16 protein-coding genes are annotated in these 16,490 nt (G+C 37.1%); 3 read left to right on the plus strand and 13 right to left on the minus strand.

The genetic code is table 11. From position 1 onward, the window contains the following. Positions 1 to 3: 3 nt before the first annotated feature. Positions 4 to 603 carry a DUF4254 domain-containing protein gene (locus ACN0TV_RS10130; protein WP_417362659.1) on the minus strand — a complete coding sequence of 200 codons (600 nt, stop codon included), beginning with the start codon at positions 601 to 603 and terminating at the stop codon, positions 4 to 6. Between the two features lie 101 nt (positions 604 to 704). On the opposite strand from ACN0TV_RS10130, the gene upp reads away from it, so the two are divergent. After that, positions 705 to 1,361, plus strand: coding sequence for a uracil phosphoribosyltransferase (gene upp, locus ACN0TV_RS10135; RefSeq protein ID WP_417362660.1), 657 nt, complete (start codon positions 705 to 707; stop codon positions 1,359 to 1,361). Here upp and ACN0TV_RS10140 read toward each other — a convergent pair. Then, positions 1,350 to 2,273: a DUF6427 family protein gene (locus ACN0TV_RS10140; RefSeq protein WP_417362662.1), complete on the minus strand. Its 924-nt coding sequence runs from the start codon at positions 2,271 to 2,273 to the stop codon at positions 1,350 to 1,352. The genes upp and ACN0TV_RS10140 overlap by 12 nt on opposite strands. Before the next feature lie 48 nt (positions 2,274 to 2,321). Between ACN0TV_RS10140 and ACN0TV_RS10145 the strand changes: the two genes are divergently transcribed. Then, a complete protein-coding gene (locus ACN0TV_RS10145; RefSeq protein WP_417362664.1) occupies positions 2,322 to 2,531 on the plus strand; it encodes a DUF6341 family protein in 210 nt (69 codons plus the stop codon). Positions 2,532 to 2,673: 142 nt separating this feature from the next. Here ACN0TV_RS10145 and ACN0TV_RS10150 read toward each other — a convergent pair whose 3' ends face one another. The 7 genes from ACN0TV_RS10150 to ACN0TV_RS10180 form a co-directional block, all read right to left on the minus strand. Continuing rightward, entirely contained in the window at positions 2,674 to 4,011 is a 1,338-nt protein-coding gene (locus ACN0TV_RS10150; RefSeq protein ID WP_417362666.1) for an AAA family ATPase, read from the minus strand. Positions 4,012 to 4,013: 2 nt separating this feature from the next. Next, positions 4,014 to 5,015: a Wzz/FepE/Etk N-terminal domain-containing protein gene (locus ACN0TV_RS10155; RefSeq protein ID WP_417362668.1), complete on the minus strand. Its 1,002-nt coding sequence runs from the start codon at positions 5,013 to 5,015 to the stop codon at positions 4,014 to 4,016. A 7-nt stretch (positions 5,016 to 5,022) separates the two neighbouring features. Next, positions 5,023 to 5,793: a polysaccharide biosynthesis/export family protein gene (locus tag ACN0TV_RS10160; RefSeq protein WP_417362670.1), complete on the minus strand. Its 771-nt coding sequence runs from the start codon at positions 5,791 to 5,793 to the stop codon at positions 5,023 to 5,025. A 629-nt stretch (positions 5,794 to 6,422) separates the two neighbouring features. After that, positions 6,423 to 7,502, minus strand: coding sequence for a hypothetical protein (locus ACN0TV_RS10165; protein WP_417362671.1), 1,080 nt, complete (start codon positions 7,500 to 7,502; stop codon positions 6,423 to 6,425). Between the two features lie 10 nt (positions 7,503 to 7,512). Then, positions 7,513 to 9,207, minus strand: coding sequence for a DUF6909 family protein (locus ACN0TV_RS10170; protein ID WP_417362673.1), 1,695 nt, complete (start codon positions 9,205 to 9,207; stop codon positions 7,513 to 7,515). Positions 9,208 to 9,324: 117 nt separating this feature from the next. Continuing rightward, positions 9,325 to 10,824 carry a GH3 auxin-responsive promoter family protein gene (locus tag ACN0TV_RS10175; RefSeq protein ID WP_417362675.1) on the minus strand — a complete coding sequence of 500 codons (1,500 nt, stop codon included), beginning with the start codon at positions 10,822 to 10,824 and terminating at the stop codon, positions 9,325 to 9,327. 3 nt (positions 10,825 to 10,827) lie between these two features. Further along, positions 10,828 to 11,697 carry a M23 family metallopeptidase gene (locus ACN0TV_RS10180; RefSeq protein ID WP_417362676.1) on the minus strand — a complete coding sequence of 290 codons (870 nt, stop codon included), beginning with the start codon at positions 11,695 to 11,697 and terminating at the stop codon, positions 10,828 to 10,830. A 191-nt stretch (positions 11,698 to 11,888) separates the two neighbouring features. Here ACN0TV_RS10180 and tatA point away from each other — a divergent pair, with 191 nt between their 5' ends. After that, a complete protein-coding gene (gene tatA, locus ACN0TV_RS10185) occupies positions 11,889 to 12,086 on the plus strand; it encodes a twin-arginine translocase TatA/TatE family subunit (RefSeq protein ID WP_417362678.1) in 198 nt (65 codons plus the stop codon). A 122-nt stretch (positions 12,087 to 12,208) separates the two neighbouring features. Here tatA and ACN0TV_RS10190 read toward each other — a convergent pair whose 3' ends face one another. The 4 genes from ACN0TV_RS10190 to tnpA form a co-directional block, all read right to left on the minus strand. Then, on the minus strand, positions 12,209 to 13,204 hold the full coding sequence (locus ACN0TV_RS10190; RefSeq protein ID WP_417362680.1) for a DUF4837 family protein: 996 nt from the start codon (positions 13,202 to 13,204) through the stop codon (positions 12,209 to 12,211). Between the two features lie 22 nt (positions 13,205 to 13,226). Then, positions 13,227 to 14,813, minus strand: a complete 1,587-nt coding sequence (locus tag ACN0TV_RS10195) for a LysM peptidoglycan-binding domain-containing protein (RefSeq protein ID WP_417362682.1) — start codon at positions 14,811 to 14,813, stop codon at positions 13,227 to 13,229. A gap of 145 nt (positions 14,814 to 14,958) precedes the next feature. Then, positions 14,959 to 16,149 (minus strand): phosphoglycerate kinase, encoded by a 1,191-nt coding sequence (locus ACN0TV_RS10200; protein ID WP_417362683.1) that lies wholly within the window; start codon positions 16,147 to 16,149, stop codon positions 14,959 to 14,961. A gap of 132 nt (positions 16,150 to 16,281) precedes the next feature. Continuing rightward, positions 16,282 to 16,490: IS200/IS605 family transposase (gene tnpA / locus ACN0TV_RS10205; protein ID WP_417362685.1), on the minus strand; the 209-nt coding region annotated here is incomplete at its 5' end.

A 16,490-nucleotide genomic window follows, 5' to 3' on the forward strand; every position in this document is an offset into this window, starting at 1 on the left:
CAACTATTTTTTGTACAGTACTGGATTTAGTTCCTCGTCATTGTACATTTTCATTTGCTTATAGACCTTCATATATTTGGCACCGGAAGCTATGTCATTTAATAACTGATCAATTGCTGTAGAAAGGTCTTTCTTTTGTTCAAGTAAAACATCAAGTTTAGCGGTACATTTATCCTTGTGATCTTGAGAAGCATCAACGCGCTCAGCTTCCTCACGCATATGATAAATCTTTAAGGCCAATATGGACAATCTATCGATGGCCCAAGCAGGAGACTCAGAATTAATAGTAGCTTCCTGTTTTGGTTCAACATCTTTATACTTCTCTAAAAAATAGCTGTCGATAAACTCTACCATATCTGTTCTATCCTGATTGGAAGCATCAATTTTTCTTTTGAGTGCCAAAGCGGCAACAGGATCAATTTGCGGATCACGGATAATGTCTTCATAATGCCATTGTACGGTATCAATCCAATTTTTTCTATACAACAAATGTTCAATCTTGTCTTTAGAGTATGGATTTTCAAAACTCTGGTTGACATCGTCCTCAATATGGTATGTGGTTATACTCTTATCAAATATCTCAAATGCTAACTCGCTAAACATATAAGGTGTTTTATAATGAATTTACAAATATACTTATTTAAAATCTGCATATGACTAGAATTCCCTAAATTTGCAGGAGATTAGCGCAAAAAACAACGCATATGCAGGTACATCATCTAGGTCATAAACACTCTATTCTTCATCATTTTTTAGCAGAAATTAGAGATGTTACCATCCAAAAAGACCGTATGCGCTTTAGACGGAATATTGAGCGTATTGGAGAGGTTTTAAGTCTGGAATTAAGCAGTACGTTAAACTATTCAGAAAAAAGTATTACCACTCCTCTTGGTCAAAAGAAGACCTTCCACCTCGCTGATGAAATTGTCGTCTGTTCCATATTACGAGCTGGATTAAACCTCCATCAGGGTATTTTAAATTATTTAGATCGCGCTGACTCTTCCTATGTTTCCGCCTATCGAAAACACAGTTCTGAGGTGGATTTTGAAATTAAGGTCCAATATATGGCCACCCAGGATTTTACGGATAAAATTTTAATCCTTGCAGACCCCATGCTTGCCACAGGACGTTCACTTTTAGCTGTCTATAAGGCCATAGAATCACTAGGTAAACCCAAAGCGATTCATATTTTATCCGTCATTGGAGCTCAACCTGGGATTGATTTTCTAGATGAGCAACTTCCAAAACAGACACATCTTTGGATAGCGGATATTGACCCGGAACTCAACGAAAGGGGATACATCGTACCTGGACTGGGAGATGCAGGGGATCTTGCATACGGTGAAAAATCACAAAAATAACACCAGTATAGGCATACAGATATAGGACCACAAAATCGTTTCCTTAAGCCAATTTATCTTAACTCTCTCAACATACCTGGCTTGTATTACCGCTAACGGAAACAACATAAAAAGCACCTCTGAGGTATTGGTGACTTCTGAAATCAATATTACAGCAACGGCAGTAATTAGGCTAATGACTAATAAGATTCCTGGCACACGAGTTTTAAAAGATTTACTCTGTTTTTTAAAGGCGAACATCACACAGGCCCATCCACCCATAATTAGTAAAAACAACAATGGTACCAGGTAGCTCAGGTTGCTATATTTTTCAAAAATAAAATCTACTTGAAAATTGAAAAGTTGAGTCATTTGACTGAGTTGATCTGTTAAATAGAAATAGGTAAAACCCAGTATGGCCAGAGTAAAAAGAGCGACAAATGGAATAAGCATATTTCTATAGTCGTTCTTTTTATAGAGGAACATGGTGCAAAATACCAGAAAAATAAACAACAGTGACCAGTTAAAAAAGTAAGTTGCCACTAGGATCCAGAGCGTAGCATCAAATATTTTGATTTCTACGTCCTTATTGGAACGGATAGACACTAAGCGACGAAAGGCAAGGAGTAGAAAAAAATGTGCTAACAATACATTGAGTTCCATAAAAATATTAGGGAACAGGCAAAAAAGTAAGACAAAAAAGAACAACGCATAGGAGTTTCGTTGTGTCAATTCGTTTTTTCGAACAATAAAGTCCACCATAATCACGCAAAAGAAAACAACTGCTGAGCATTTCAGCAAATGAAAGATCATGGTCGAATCCAAAACAAAATCAGAGGAAAGCACCTGACGTAACAATAAGAATAAAATCAAATACAAAAAGAGGATTATAAAGTTTAAAGGATTAGTTCTTTCAAAAATGCTTGATATCATGACAGGTTTTTGTATTTTTGTGCTGTAAATTTAATATATCTTTTACTGATGAGAGACTTTTTCTACGGGATTCAGGATTTATTTGAGAACGTTTTATTAGTTCCTATGGAGGGATTACGCTTTACTCACGGTTGGTGGCTATCCAATATTGTAAATGTGCTTTTTATAGTAATCGGATTTGCCGCATTCTTTTATTGGATGGGTCAAATGAAAAAATTCGACCAAGAGGAGAAAGACGATTATCAACCGATGATTTAATAGTCGATAGTCAATTATAATATACTAAAAACCCTATGGCTCAGCAATAGGGTTTTTTAGGTTATACCTTTTTTTTGATTGGCACTGCTTAATGAAGGTTTTGTCTTCCTTAAGCTAACGTAGATAAGGGCCAGCCGAATATCTAATTCGAATATTCATATCCGTATTTAATATATTTCATTTCAACATTGTTCAGCAAAAAGGTAGGGTTTTTAATTTTACCTTGTTGACATAAGCTCAATACACCTTTTAAGTCCTGAATTTTGGTGTAATTTGCTCGCACCATACATATGGTAAGGTCTGCATAAGGCGTAAGTTCTAATGAATCTGCCACTAACATCAGTGGAGCGGAATCTAGAATAATATAGTCATATTTATCCTCCACTTGCTCAAAGAAGCTATCTAAAGCTGTTTTGTCCATCAGAAGTTCTGCCGGATTTGGCGGAATTTGACCAGAGGTTATAATGTCCAAATATTCGTTTATACAACGGTAAGAAGTGATTTTTGAAACATCCTTTTCTCCGGTAGCTTTAAGGTAATCTACAAGCCCCAAATGCTTAACTTTTATAGCAGTCCCTTTGATTTGGTTGGATATCTGTGGATTTCTTAAATCTATCCCTAATAACAAGGTTTTCTTGCTGGCGTTGGAAAGAATAATGGCCAGGTTTGTTGCCGTTAAGGTTTTACCCTCACCCTTAACACTTGAGGTTACCAATATTTTAGTAGCGGCACTCTTGTTTTCCTTTTTGATGTATAAAAAAGACAAGTTGCTACGAACCACCCGCAGTGCCTCCGCCATAATGGAACGGTCGTCATTGTTTATGACCTTTAGAGCATCCTTTTTAATGCTAGGTAATTCCCCTAACACAGGAATATTACCAATAATGTGTTCTAATTCAGCTTTGGTTTCTATCTTATTTCGTAAAAAGAAACAAATAAAAGCATATACCATTACCAAAAAACCACCAACAAGACCTGAGCCCGCAGTTAAAAGAATTCTATTTGGGAAAATCGGTTCAAATGGTGTATACGCCACATCTAATGTTCTGGCCATGGTAGCTTGAGAGGACATGATTAAAGAGACCTCTTCTCGCTTTCTAAGTAAGAATAGATAAAGTGCCTCCTTGATGTTTTGTTGACGCTCTATAAACCGGAAATCCTTTTCTTGTTGTGGAATCTCCATTACTTTGCTATCCAATCTTGATTCCTGCTGTTGTACATCTTGAAGTAAAATATTTAAAGAAGAGGTATAGAGCTTTAAACTTTCAATAATATTCGATTTTGTCTTTTCAATTCTGGAACCGAGCTCGATTACCATTGGGTTTTTATCGGTAGAACCAACACGCAGCTGCTCTATCTCTAATACCATGGTATTATAGGTGCTGATAATCGTATTGATATCATCATTATCAATACCAATATTAGTCGGAATCAAGCTATTGCTATTATTGCTTAATTCACTTATTATGGAATTAACCAACTCTATTTTGTAAGGGTTTCCAGTTCCTTTTTCTTGGTTTCAGAAATATGCTCTACGAATTGTTCCGCCTGAAAAGCGATATCAGTCAACTTATTGGTACTCTTAAAATCCACCTTACTACGCTCAACGGAGTCAAGCTCCTGGCTGATGATTCGCAATCGCTTTTCGATAAATCGGGCCGTATTTAAAGAAATAGCATTTTTGTTTTTTATAGCGTTCTTATTGTAAAAAACAACCATGCTGTTGAGGATTTCCTCGGAGATTTCTACTGATGTATTCTCCATTGATATTGCCAAAACAGAGCTGTTTTCGACTATACTGACTCCTACGTTTTTAATCAGCTCATCTATCACGTCTGATCTCCTACGCAAGAGGACTTCATAGGTAGTAAAATACGCTTTGTCGCCGTTAGTGCGAAATAGTGGATTTTCAGTGACTGTGATCTCGCAAAAACCCAATTCAATTCTGGTATTTAAATCAAAGGTCCTCTCGCCTTCTTCAGAATAAAGCGTAAAGCTTGTTCCGTCCCTATTGAGTCGAATACTAAGGTTAGGATCAACATCAGTATTGATTAAAGACAAATATCCCACCTCTACTTTAAAAGGAACTGCTCTAGGTTGTAATGGGATTTGTACAAAGGTATCGTCATGCAAATACGCAACAATTAAATCCAAGCTGTCGACAACGTTTCCAAGAATCCTTCTTGACTTTAGGATTTCTATTTCATTTTGAAGGAAATCAGAAGAAAACCCACTGAAAATATCTAAGGATTCTATCCCCTGTAATTGACTAAAGGGGTCCTTTTGAGTATTCTCTTCTATAAGTATTGTGGTCTTAGTAAGATACCGATTTGGCAATAAATTAGCGATGATATACCCGCCAATTGCAAAAACAACTAAAGCAATAAGGATGAGTTTCCATTTGGATTGAATTACTTTGAATAATTCTGCTAGGTCAATTTCGTCTTCGTCGTTAACTGATACCGGGGTGGTGTATTGTGACATTTGTTTATTAATTAGTTAGTAGGACAACTAGGGAGATTAACACAGAGGCGATAGAGATATAAACCGGTGTATTTCTATTGTAGGTTGAACTCTGTACCTGTGCATTATTTGGTTGTACATAGACAATGTCACTTTGTTGCAAATAATAGGCAGGGGAGTTTATAAAATCTGAACTTGTCAGGTCAACACGATAGTTTATTTTGGTGTCATCTCCTGACTCGCGAATGACGAGAATATTATCGCGCTTTCCGTAGATGGTTAAATCACCGGCCATACTCAAGGCTTCCAATAATGAGATCTTTTCATCGTTGATAGTAAAATTCCCAGGCTTACTTACCTCTCCCAATACAGAAATACTGTAATTGACAATTCGCAAATTAACGATAGGGTTTTTGATGTACTCTTTTAACTGTTGTTCAAGAAAATCTACGGCCTCACTTCTTTCCTTTCCAGCAATAGTAACGGTTCCTAATACAGGAAAAGAAATAGTTCCCTGAGCATTAACCAAATACGTCTGTAACTGTTGAGCCGTACTAATCTGAGACCCATTAGAGGAGTACGAAGGTGTAATAGGTAAATTAAAAGGAGCGGCTGATAATGGATCATCCGCAGAAACAATAATCGTTAAAAGATCATTAGGTTTAATCGTGGTCTCATACGCGGAGGCAGAGATTTGACTTTGCGCGCCAACTATATCCTGAACATAGAGAATATCTTTCTTAGACGCACACGAATTCGCCAACACAAAAAGTGTTAACAGTAAACATATTCGCAGCATTATTAATTTAGGTTTTAATCGAATTTTCGTTTAATGGCGTGTAGTAGGTCACCATCGAACACATTACATTAGTTTTACTTAATATTTCAATATTTTTGGGGGGAAATATTAATATGCAAATTAAAAACAAATTTAGATCTGTTATATCATACAAACATTAAGCTGTGGTAAAGTTATGTATTATAGCTCACATATAGTTTATATGTTCAAATTAAATTTATTATTTTAGGCACTCTGCACAGCACCAAAGCATTAAAATGAAATAAATCACGATTTAATGGCATATTGAGGATGAAACACTCTACTTACCACTGAATTATAGAACAAAAGAATGCAAATCATTTTCTAAATCAAATAGGAATCACATCGTCGCAACAGTACCCTTCTGCGTATTAAAAATAATACCAAGGGGACTTCAACGATCCTATCCCACTTGAAATACGGGTATAATTAAGTTCAATAGCTTAAGGGCCAGGAAACCGCGTTTAATCCCTGGACAACGCCAAGAACCTGAAACCAAAAGATCCTACTAAAAAACGCATTTGAAAACGCATTTTAGTAGGATCATCCTGGAAAAATTATCGTACTTCCAACTATAGAAGTATATGCATTTATTCTAGATCCGATTGTTACTTCTCCACTCGACTCTCATTGTACTGCTTCAAGAATTTATTTAATTCCAATACTGATAGGGTGAACAATAGTAATCCAATTAGTAATACCGGAATTAAAAATTTGTAGCTGTTTAAAAGTCCTTTATTTTCTACCCCTCTTCTCGGGAAATCAGAAATCACATTAAGGATATTGGATTTACTAGCTTCCAATTGATTGAGCGATACCAATTCTGTTTTAATATTGTCAATCTTATTGATAAGATCCATTTCTCTTGATTGTTGTGCAATACCCTGGTCTCCTAAACTAATACTTGTCCCTTGTTGCGGTTTGTCAGCCTCCTTGATCATAACATTTTTATAAAGTTGCTGTAATGAATCAATCTCAGACATTTGGCTTGCCAAAACATTCCTTTGAAGCTCAATATTCTCCGTTTGGGTGTTTTTTAGATTTAAAAAGTATTGGTTAAAAGATATTGATGAAATGATAGGGCCTTGCAATTTCTTAGCCACCATACTGTTGGTAGCCTTTACAATAATGTTGTGATATTTAGCATCAAAAGAGTTAAAATTCTCTAAGAACAACTCCATATCAATAGCCTTTCTGGTGGTTGTATCCAAGGATTTAATAAATTCATCAAAAAGTTTTACTTTCTGGTTTTCATCAGAATACGATTCAACGGCAAATTCCTTAATAGTAGCTGCCTCAGCAACCTCGATCCCCAAAGCCTCTGCTAGAGCTACCGAATCCTCAGAACGTGTAAGTTCGTTGTAGAAATTAATGTTGTTGTAAAGCTGTTGCGTACTTTGAAAGTTTGGCTCCACCACCATAGTAGAAACATACACCGGTTCCTTGCTCATATCCAAAGCAATCCCTGCAGCAATTCCTACTACCCCGGCAACCACAAATTTTATGAAGTGCCGCTGTATAAAGAGTAGAAATGAAATGATCCCTCCGAAAATTCCATTAAGAATACTGCCAATAAAATTGAAAAGCTTTTTAAAACCATCGCCAATCAGTTTGAACAATTGCCCAAGATCAATTTCTTCCGAATTTGTATTTTTTGGGGCTTGATTCGATGGAATCTGATCATTCATATCTATACGTTTAATTTAGTTCGTTATTTTTAAAGATTTGTTGTAATATTTTCTTCGTAATTAAATAGGTCGGTTTTACACCTGTTATTCCCAAACCTCCGGAGGCTAATGTACTACCGGTTTCTAAAGGGTTATCCGAGGCATAATATGCATAGCGCACTTTTACACCAGAGGTAATGCTTTTTCGAATCTTAGATGCCGCTTGTATCGCTTTTTGATAATGAGCACCTTCCATTTCTAAACCAATAACATTCCAAGTACTCTCGTAAAAAAACTTCAACATATCTTTATTTTGCAAGGAAGTTCCCAATACACTTATCATCGTTCCTTCAAAAACTTCAAGCCCTTGTCCTTTAAAATCTTCTGCACAAAGTTCATTTTTAAACGGATAATTATCAGCCGTTCCCTCGAAAATATGTGCACTTGGGATCATTAAATCGCCTTTACCTCCTTCTAAAATCCCGGCTTTCCCCATTATTGAAATCGAATCCATGTTAAGAAAAATACGTTCCTTGCCAGTTTTATAAGGCTTAAGAAACTCATCTATAGTCTCATAGGCTTGTTCCCCAAAGGCGTAATCCATTACAAATAAAATCGGATATTCCTGATTTTTATTTTTTTCAAAAGTAAAATTTATTTTCTCAAAATCAATTTTTGCGGTATCAAAAATTTGCACATCAATATTTGTACCTGATCGGTCGTCAACTTCGATCATTCCGCTCTTCAGCGCAAAGTCTTTCACTTTGGCTCTAAGTTGATTGTTTTCAGGTTGACTCAGGAGTTCAAAGACATCGTACGGATCCTTCTTATTCGCAAATTCTTTCTTCAATACCGCTGAAGCAAACAAACTATTCATCACCGAGTGCATATTGGCACTGATCAGATGTATAGGGCGATGAATTAAATCGTTTTTGATCAGTACATCCTTAATCTTATTGGCCCAAATTTCACCATGTATGTGATGTCCTAGGCGCTCTCTTAAAACAGGACTAAAGGTAATGGATCTCTTATGCCCTTCAACCAACTCTTCGAGGGCAATTTTACCCATCCAATAAATGATTTTCAAAAATCGTTCAGGATTGCTTTTCAACGAAAATACCTTGTGCGCAGCCAAACACTCCTCAAAGGTTCTTCCTATAATACTGGCCGTATGACTTAAGGCAACTTCACGTTCCGATTTACTGAGTTTAGATTTTAGCGCAGCCTCTTCAAGCTTTATCCAATCGCGATTGGCAACACCTCTTTCTTCTATATAAACACTCTGTGCTATTTTCTCAGATTCTATAAAAAGGAAGGTAAGGTGGGTAAGTATGTCATAGATATCCGAGCGGCCTCTGGTTATTTCAACATTCATTTGATGCTCGTCTATGCGATAGCAGTTTCGCCTTCTCTTAGGCGGAACAATGATTTCAAAACTGGAGTTTCTATAACCTTCTTCAGATGTCAGGTTTATATAGGTACATTGTTCAATCCCTATGGGTAGTCTGTCTAAGATATACACAAGTCCATTGAGCTCCGTTTTAGATTCCGCAACGGTTCCATAAATTTCAGGGCGAAGTTCCAACAAAGATTCTCTCAAAGTTTCCCCGGAGATCCCCATCGGTTTATAAAAGCCTCTATTAAAAAGATGGCGCATCGCGATGTACATTCTTTCAATAGCTCCTGATGCTTCTTGAGCTCTTGTTCTTGATTTAATTTTACTCATATGGTATTTTACCGTACAAAATTACAAGTTCTTTATAAAAATAACTATTTTTTACAGACATCCATACATTTAAGCGCTAAACCAGCGTAGTAAGGGGAAAATTCACCCTTTAATCGTTTAGGCATTGGAGATTTTTAGCAGTTCATCTGCTAGTGCTCGGTCATTGGCCAGTCGCTGCACCTTATTTTGACCCCCGAGTTTACCTTTAGATTTCATATACTTTTTAAAGGTGTCTTTGGCAAGACAATGAATTTTTAAAGGCTGTAATACCTTCCCTTGAATCAAATCAAAATAATAGCTGTTCTGCTGTTGAAGAGCTTGATCTAAAAGCACAGCAAAAGACTCTAAATCCTTAGGTTGATTTTCAAATTCTACAAGCCACTGATGGTATGGAAGTTCATCTAAGGGTGGTGTAATTTGCGGTGCGACGCTAAACTCATTAACGGTAGCCTTACAACTTTCCAATGCAATTTTCATCGCTTGTTCTACTTCTTTAGCGATCACATGTTCTCCAAAGGCAGAAATAAAGTGTTTAATTCGGCCGGAGACGATAATGCGATAAGGCTTTATAGAGGTAAAAACCACAGTGTCTCCTAAATTATAACCCCATAGACCTGCATTGGTTGAAATCAACATCACATAATTCACGCCCAACTTTACAGACTCTAGAGAGATTCGAGTAGGATTATCATCGAAAAATTGATCTGCCTCTACGAATTCATAATAAATACCAGCATCAACCAGCAATAGCATTCCTACTTCGTTCTGAAGATCCTGATAGGCAAAAAAGCCTTCACTAGCAGGGAAGAGCTCTATAGAATCTACAGATCTTCCAATGAGATTTTCAAACTTAGCGCGATAGGGTTCGAAGTTCACCCCACCGTAAATGAAAAGATTGAAATTCTTGAAAACTTCACCGACCTCCTTGGAGGTTTTTTGTTTTATACGTTCAAAATACATTTGAACCCAAGAAGGTATACCGCTTATCACGGTCATATCTTCTTTAACTGTTTCTTCTACAATTGCATCTACCTTGGTCTCCCAATCCTCGATACAGTTAGTCTCCCAACTTGGCATTCTGTTTTTCTGTAAATAGGAGGGCACATAATGCGCCACTATTCCAGAAAGACGTCCCAATTTAATACCGTTTTTCTCTTGAAGAATTGGACTTCCTTGAAGGAAAATCATTTTACCGTCAACAAACTCAGCATTGCCTGTTTGGTGAATGTAATTTAATATCGCATCCTTTGCTGCTTTGATATGAAATGGCATGGATTCCTTGGTAATCGGAATGTACTTAGCACCTGATGTCGTACCGGAGGTTTTTGCGAAGTAGTGTGGTGAACCTGGCCAAAGCACAGATTCTTCTCCTTTAACAGCCCGTTCTATGTAATGCTTTAGCTCCTCGTAGTCCCGAATAGGAACGCGCTGTTTAAAGTCTTGATAATTTTCAATTTGATCAAAGCCATGATCCTTACCAAAGGCGGTGTTTTTTGCCGATTTTATCAAATCCCGCAACACTTTTTCTTGACTTTGAATAGGATTCTCAATCCAAGTCCGATTTTTTTTATGAACTGAACGTGCTAATATTTTTGCGGCAAAGGCTTTTAACGACATACGCTATTGAAAGTCTATATAATTAATAGGATCAACTGGATAACCTTCGCTCCAGAGTTCAAAATGTAAATGAGGGCCTGTGGTAAGTTCCCCGGTATTTCCAATTATTCCAATAACTTGACCTGCTTTTACCAGATCTCCCTGATGTACACTTATAGAAGAGTTATGCTTGTAAATAGATATTAAACCTGTGTTATGTTCAATAATACAAACATAGCCTGTCTCGGTAGTCCATTCAGCGAAAATCACAATTCCATCTGCAACTGATTTAATTGGACTGTCCTCAGGAGCCAAAATATCGACAGCATAATGTCTCTCCTTTGCATTGTACTTTTGAGATAAGGTTCCACTTACAGGTGGAAACAGTACGATATCCCCATCCGCTGCGGAACCAGAAAACAAATTATATTTATCTTCAGTAGCCACCTCAGCCCTCAATAGAGAATCTTGTATGCTTGGGCTAACATTCAACTGCATGGTATCTCTTGCAAAAGCTTCTAATATAGAATCTTTGTTGATCTTCTCTGTAGTGATTTCTCCTCTGAGTACCTTTTGAATATTTTCAAAGTATAAATCATTCGCCCGTAATGAGGCCATTAAAGAGTCCACCTTATAAGTCAGATCCACCGCTTCCCTTTTGAGTTTGGTGGAGGAATAGCCAGGAATGTATTCGCGCAGAGGCGTAAATGCAATCAAGAGTGTCGTAAAGGCAATGATAAAAACAGAAAATAAAGTTCCTAGCACAAACACATTGAGTCGGTTCAGCTTAAATGAGAGTTTCTCCTCGAAAGTGTCCTCATTCAAAATAACCAGACGATACTTGTGAAGTAACTTCCTTTTAATTTGTTTTCTTTTCTTAATTCTTCTCTCCATGAAGAGCAAATATAATTATTCAGTAAATAGCATGATCCCGATTTTCGGAAATTTGTGTTTTTTTAACGCAACCTCTTTGTTAATTCTTAGGGAGAAGATTGAAAAGATTCCTGTTAATAGTAATAATTTAAGATAAAAGATGTATTTACTTTTACTTTTCTTATTACCTTTGTTTTCTAAATTTAATCAAAATGATAGCATTGAACATTTTACTAGGAATTGTAGGGCCATGGCAAATAGCTGTTGTAGTAATTTTGGTACTATTGCTTTTTGGCGGTAAAAAAATACCTGAATTAATGCGTGGTCTTGGAAGCGGTATCAAAGAGTTTAAGGATGCCACCAAAGAAGAAGAGGAAACTGGAAAAACTGAGCAAACTAAAGAAAACTAATCAGACCGTAGTATTGGTTTTGGTTACATTATCTATAAGATAAAAAAGCCTATTGACTTTAATAAGTGAATAGGCTTTTTTATGTATTTATGGTTTAAGCGGCATACCGCACAATCTGATATTTACTCCACCTTAGCAACCGTCTTTTCCTTGAATTTCAGTGTTTTTAGAATTGCTTCTAACTCAAACATATAATCTCTCTTATTGGTAGAGGGAGCAAATGTAAACCCTTCCAAAACTACCAAACGGTTGTTGGGTACATCTTCCACTATATAATTGACAAAGGGTCCTGCCATTGTAAAATTCTTAACCTCCCACATTCCTTTGGTTTCAATGGCTGATCTATTAGCAATCTCAGCATCGAACACATATGGAGCATACGCCTTTTCCGTAATCATGTACATTCCTTCTTCTCTTCCGGGTACATATTTTTTACCTATAGAATCTCGCATCTTCACAATAGACTCAACACGTGTGGAATCTTCCGGAATACTACTAAGCGGCATCTCATAAACTAAAATGTTCATCGTCCCTTTTGGGATTTGTCGCTCTATCCAGAAGAAGTTATTTTCTTGTTTTGCTATTTTGTATACTGAAGGCATAGTAAGTGCTATTCCAAGCTTTTCTTGCAAATCCGTTTCTCTATTCAAAGAACGGGTGAATCGCTTTTGACTTTCTTCGATGTCATTCTTTTTGAAAGCTGCAATAACCTTTTCAGCAGTACTCGCTATTTTTTCCGTAATGACTTGAGGCGTAGGCCCTTGAATAATAGCTACTTTTTGTGGCTCTGCATATAAGTCTGTCTTTAATCCGGTAACCACTGCAGTGTCCTTTTGTACGATTAGAATATTTCTACTGGATCGTGTAAAACCGGTAAAAACCTCGTACGGCATTTGATGAATAGAAAACAAAGGTTCAACCCAAGGCAAACCTATAACCTCAGCAGCATAATATTTTCTAATTGTATCGCCTACAGCACCTTTCCACAACTCATTATCAATCACAACAGAAAGCGTGTTTATGGCACCTACGGAGTCCGGCAAATAATTTTTCTTACTATCCTCCTCACAAGATACTACAGAAAGCAGCACCACAAGCGCAATTAAAAAATGTCTCATTATCTTAGGTTTTTGTATTTCATTAACATTTACATAACACAAGTTTTGTGCCAGGAGTTAATTTACTACCACTAATATTGTTCCATTCTTGAAGATTCTTAACAGAGACGCCAGGGAATTTCTTAGATATACTCCAAAGAGAATCCCCGCTTCTAACAATGTATTCCTTTTCAGCGCTGGATCGGGAAGATTTTTTAGTTGTGCTCGCTATGGGCTGTTTAGAATAGATTTTAAGTCGTTGTCCAATCGACAGATTGTTGTTGCGAAGTCCATTCCAACGTTTAATTTCACTAACGCGAACCCCGTACTTCTCAGCAATTTTACCCAAGTAGTCCCCGTTTTTTACACGATAATGTATCTGGTTACTACTTTCCACTAATTGTGGCAATGCTTTTTCTCGTTTGTTCAACTCTTGAGCTACTCTTGAATAGATAGTGTCTTCATTAGCTACAAATCGCCCAATATCTGTCACCGGCAATCTCAGAGTATAGGCCTGGTCATCCACAAAGGGAATAATATCCAACTTATAAGACGGATTGAAAAACTGGACCACATCCATTTCAACCTCTAACATTTCTGAAATTTGATCAAAACTGATAAGTTGTTTTACTTGAACGGTATCCGTTTCAAAATAATAACCTGCTTCAGTGCTCGCAAAGTCTTCAAACCCGTGTTCTTCGGCGTATTCCATAATATACATGGTAGCTAAGAATGCAGGGACATATCCGGCAGTTTCTCGAGGCAGGTAAGAGCGGAGATTCCAGTAATTGGTGTACCCTCCACTTCTTCGAATTGCTTTATTTACATTTCCGGGTCCGGAATTATAGGCTGCTAATGCCAAATCCCAGTCTCCGAATATCTTATACAATCTTGCTAGATACTTTGCAGCTGCCTCAGTTGATTTAACAGGATCGCTTCGCTGGTCAACATAACTGCTAACATCCAAACCATAGGCTTTACCGGTGGTAAACATAAATTGCCATAATCCCGTAGCACCTACTCTAGATTTTGCTTTTGGATTCAAGGCAGATTCTATAACTGCAAGGTATTTGATCTCTAGGGGAATGTCATAACGGTCCATCATTTGTTCAAACAATGGAAAGTAAAATTTACTTCTAGCCATGACTCTGGTTAGAAACTCACGTTTATTTTTTAAAAACATTTTAATGACACTCTCCAAAGACTCGTTATAAGCGACATTAAAAGGTGTCTTTTGATCTAGTTTTGCCAAACGTGCTTTAAGCGTATCGGTGGGCAAGTCCACATAATCGATATACTCGTAATTTAAATTTGAAATATCTTTATAAATAGTATCGTATAATCCAGAATGTAAAAATTCTTCCAAAAGCAATTGATCTACTTTTACGGCCTCTGAATAATCTTTTAAGGCATAAAGACTGCTGTCTTGAATTATTCTTTGGTGTTTTCCATCTACAATTACTGTGTCTATTTTAGAAAACAATTCGTTTTGTTCTTCAACAGCGTCCGCAGTTGTAATTGCAAGGCTGTCTTTAGCTTGTTGAATGCTTATTTCGGTAGGTAGTTGCTTTTGGCCAAACCCAACAAGCCCAATGAAACTGACAAGCAAGGTTGTAAAAATGTACTTCATGAATCTTTTGAAATTTAATACTTTTTAGAACGATTCGTAAAAATCGTATTTTTTTCAAAATAAGACACGGTAAAAGTGTTAAAAAACAAAAGTCTTCCGATTTAACAGAAGACTTTTGAATTTTATGTATCTAAGGGTAACTTTCTTATTTCAGGATCGCAGCAATTCCTGGTAGTGTTTTACCTTCTAAACTCTCCAACATTGCACCTCCACCTGTAGAAACATAGCTCACCTTATCTTCGAACCCAAACTGTTTTACGGCAGCTACAGAATCACCTCCTCCAACTAGTGAGAAAGCACCTTCTTTGGTAGACTGAGCGATATAGTTTCCGATGGCAGTAGTCCCGTTTGCAAAAGAAGGCATTTCAAATACACCGATAGGACCATTCCAAAGGATGGTTTTCGATTCAAGAATTACTTGTTTAAAGTTTTCCAAGGTTTTTGGGCCTGCATCAAGACCTTGCCATCCATCAGGAATCTCATTCACGTTAACTATTTGGGTGTCAGCATCGTTATTAAAGTCATTTGCAGCAAGCACATCTACTGGAAGGTGTACCTTAACACCTTTGGCCTCAGCATCCTTTAGAATACGAAGCGCCAACTCTTGTTTATCATCTTCACAGATAGAATCACCAATCTTACCGCCTTGAGCCTTGATAAAAGTATAGGTCATTCCACCACCGATAATCAAATGATCCACCTTGTCTAAAATATTTTCAATAATGGTGATTTTAGAAGAAACTTTAGATCCTCCAAGGATTGCAGTCACCGGTTTTTCTCCACTCTCCATCACTTTTGCTATAGCTTCAATTTCTTTGGCCAGTAAATAACCAAAGCATTTATTATCGCCAAAATACTTTGCAACTATTGTTGTAGAAGCATGTGCGCGATGGGCAGTTCCAAAAGCATCATTCACATAAATATCACCCAATTTTGAAAGCGCTTCAGCAAAAGCTTCATCTCCTGCTTCCTCTTCGGAATGAAAACGCAAGTTTTCCAGCAGCAAAACTTCTCCAGCTTTGAGCTCCTCAACAGCCTTCTCGGCATCCTTCCCGACACATTGATCGACAAACTTAACTTCAACTCCAATAACTTCTGAAACCTTAGCCAAGATATGCTTCAAAGATAACGCGTCACTTCTCTGTCCCTTTGGTCTCCCAAAATGACTCATTAGAACGGCGCTTCCACCTTCTTCCAATACTTTTATAATGCTAGGCTTAGCAGCTTCGATCCTAGTGGCATCCGTAACGTTGAATTCTCCATCCAAAGGCACGTTAAAGTCCACACGAATTAAAGCCTTCTTATTATTAAAATTAAAATCTTCTATAGTTTTCATATGCGCGAAATAGTTAATTAGACGGCAAATTTAACTATTTCTTTTTAGGTGGAAAAACAGATCGTATTTTTATGAAACGTAGCGTAAAACTCATTCATCGCTTTTTAGCGTGAATGGGATGTAAGCGACACACTAACCTTTTGAAAGTATGTACTGACCTATGGTATCTGGACTAGCCTCGCCAATAGCGCAAACGAAATACCCATCTGACCAAAAAGTACGCTTACGCCAAAATTGTTTTTGTAAAGATACAGGGTGTTGTTGCCATATTAACTTTGTAGACTGTTGTTTTAATCTACGGACTATTTGAGATATTGAAAGACGTGGAATGTATCGGATTA

The organism is Galbibacter sp., from assembly GCF_048266365.1.
Taxonomy (GTDB): domain Bacteria; phylum Bacteroidota; class Bacteroidia; order Flavobacteriales; family Flavobacteriaceae; genus Galbibacter.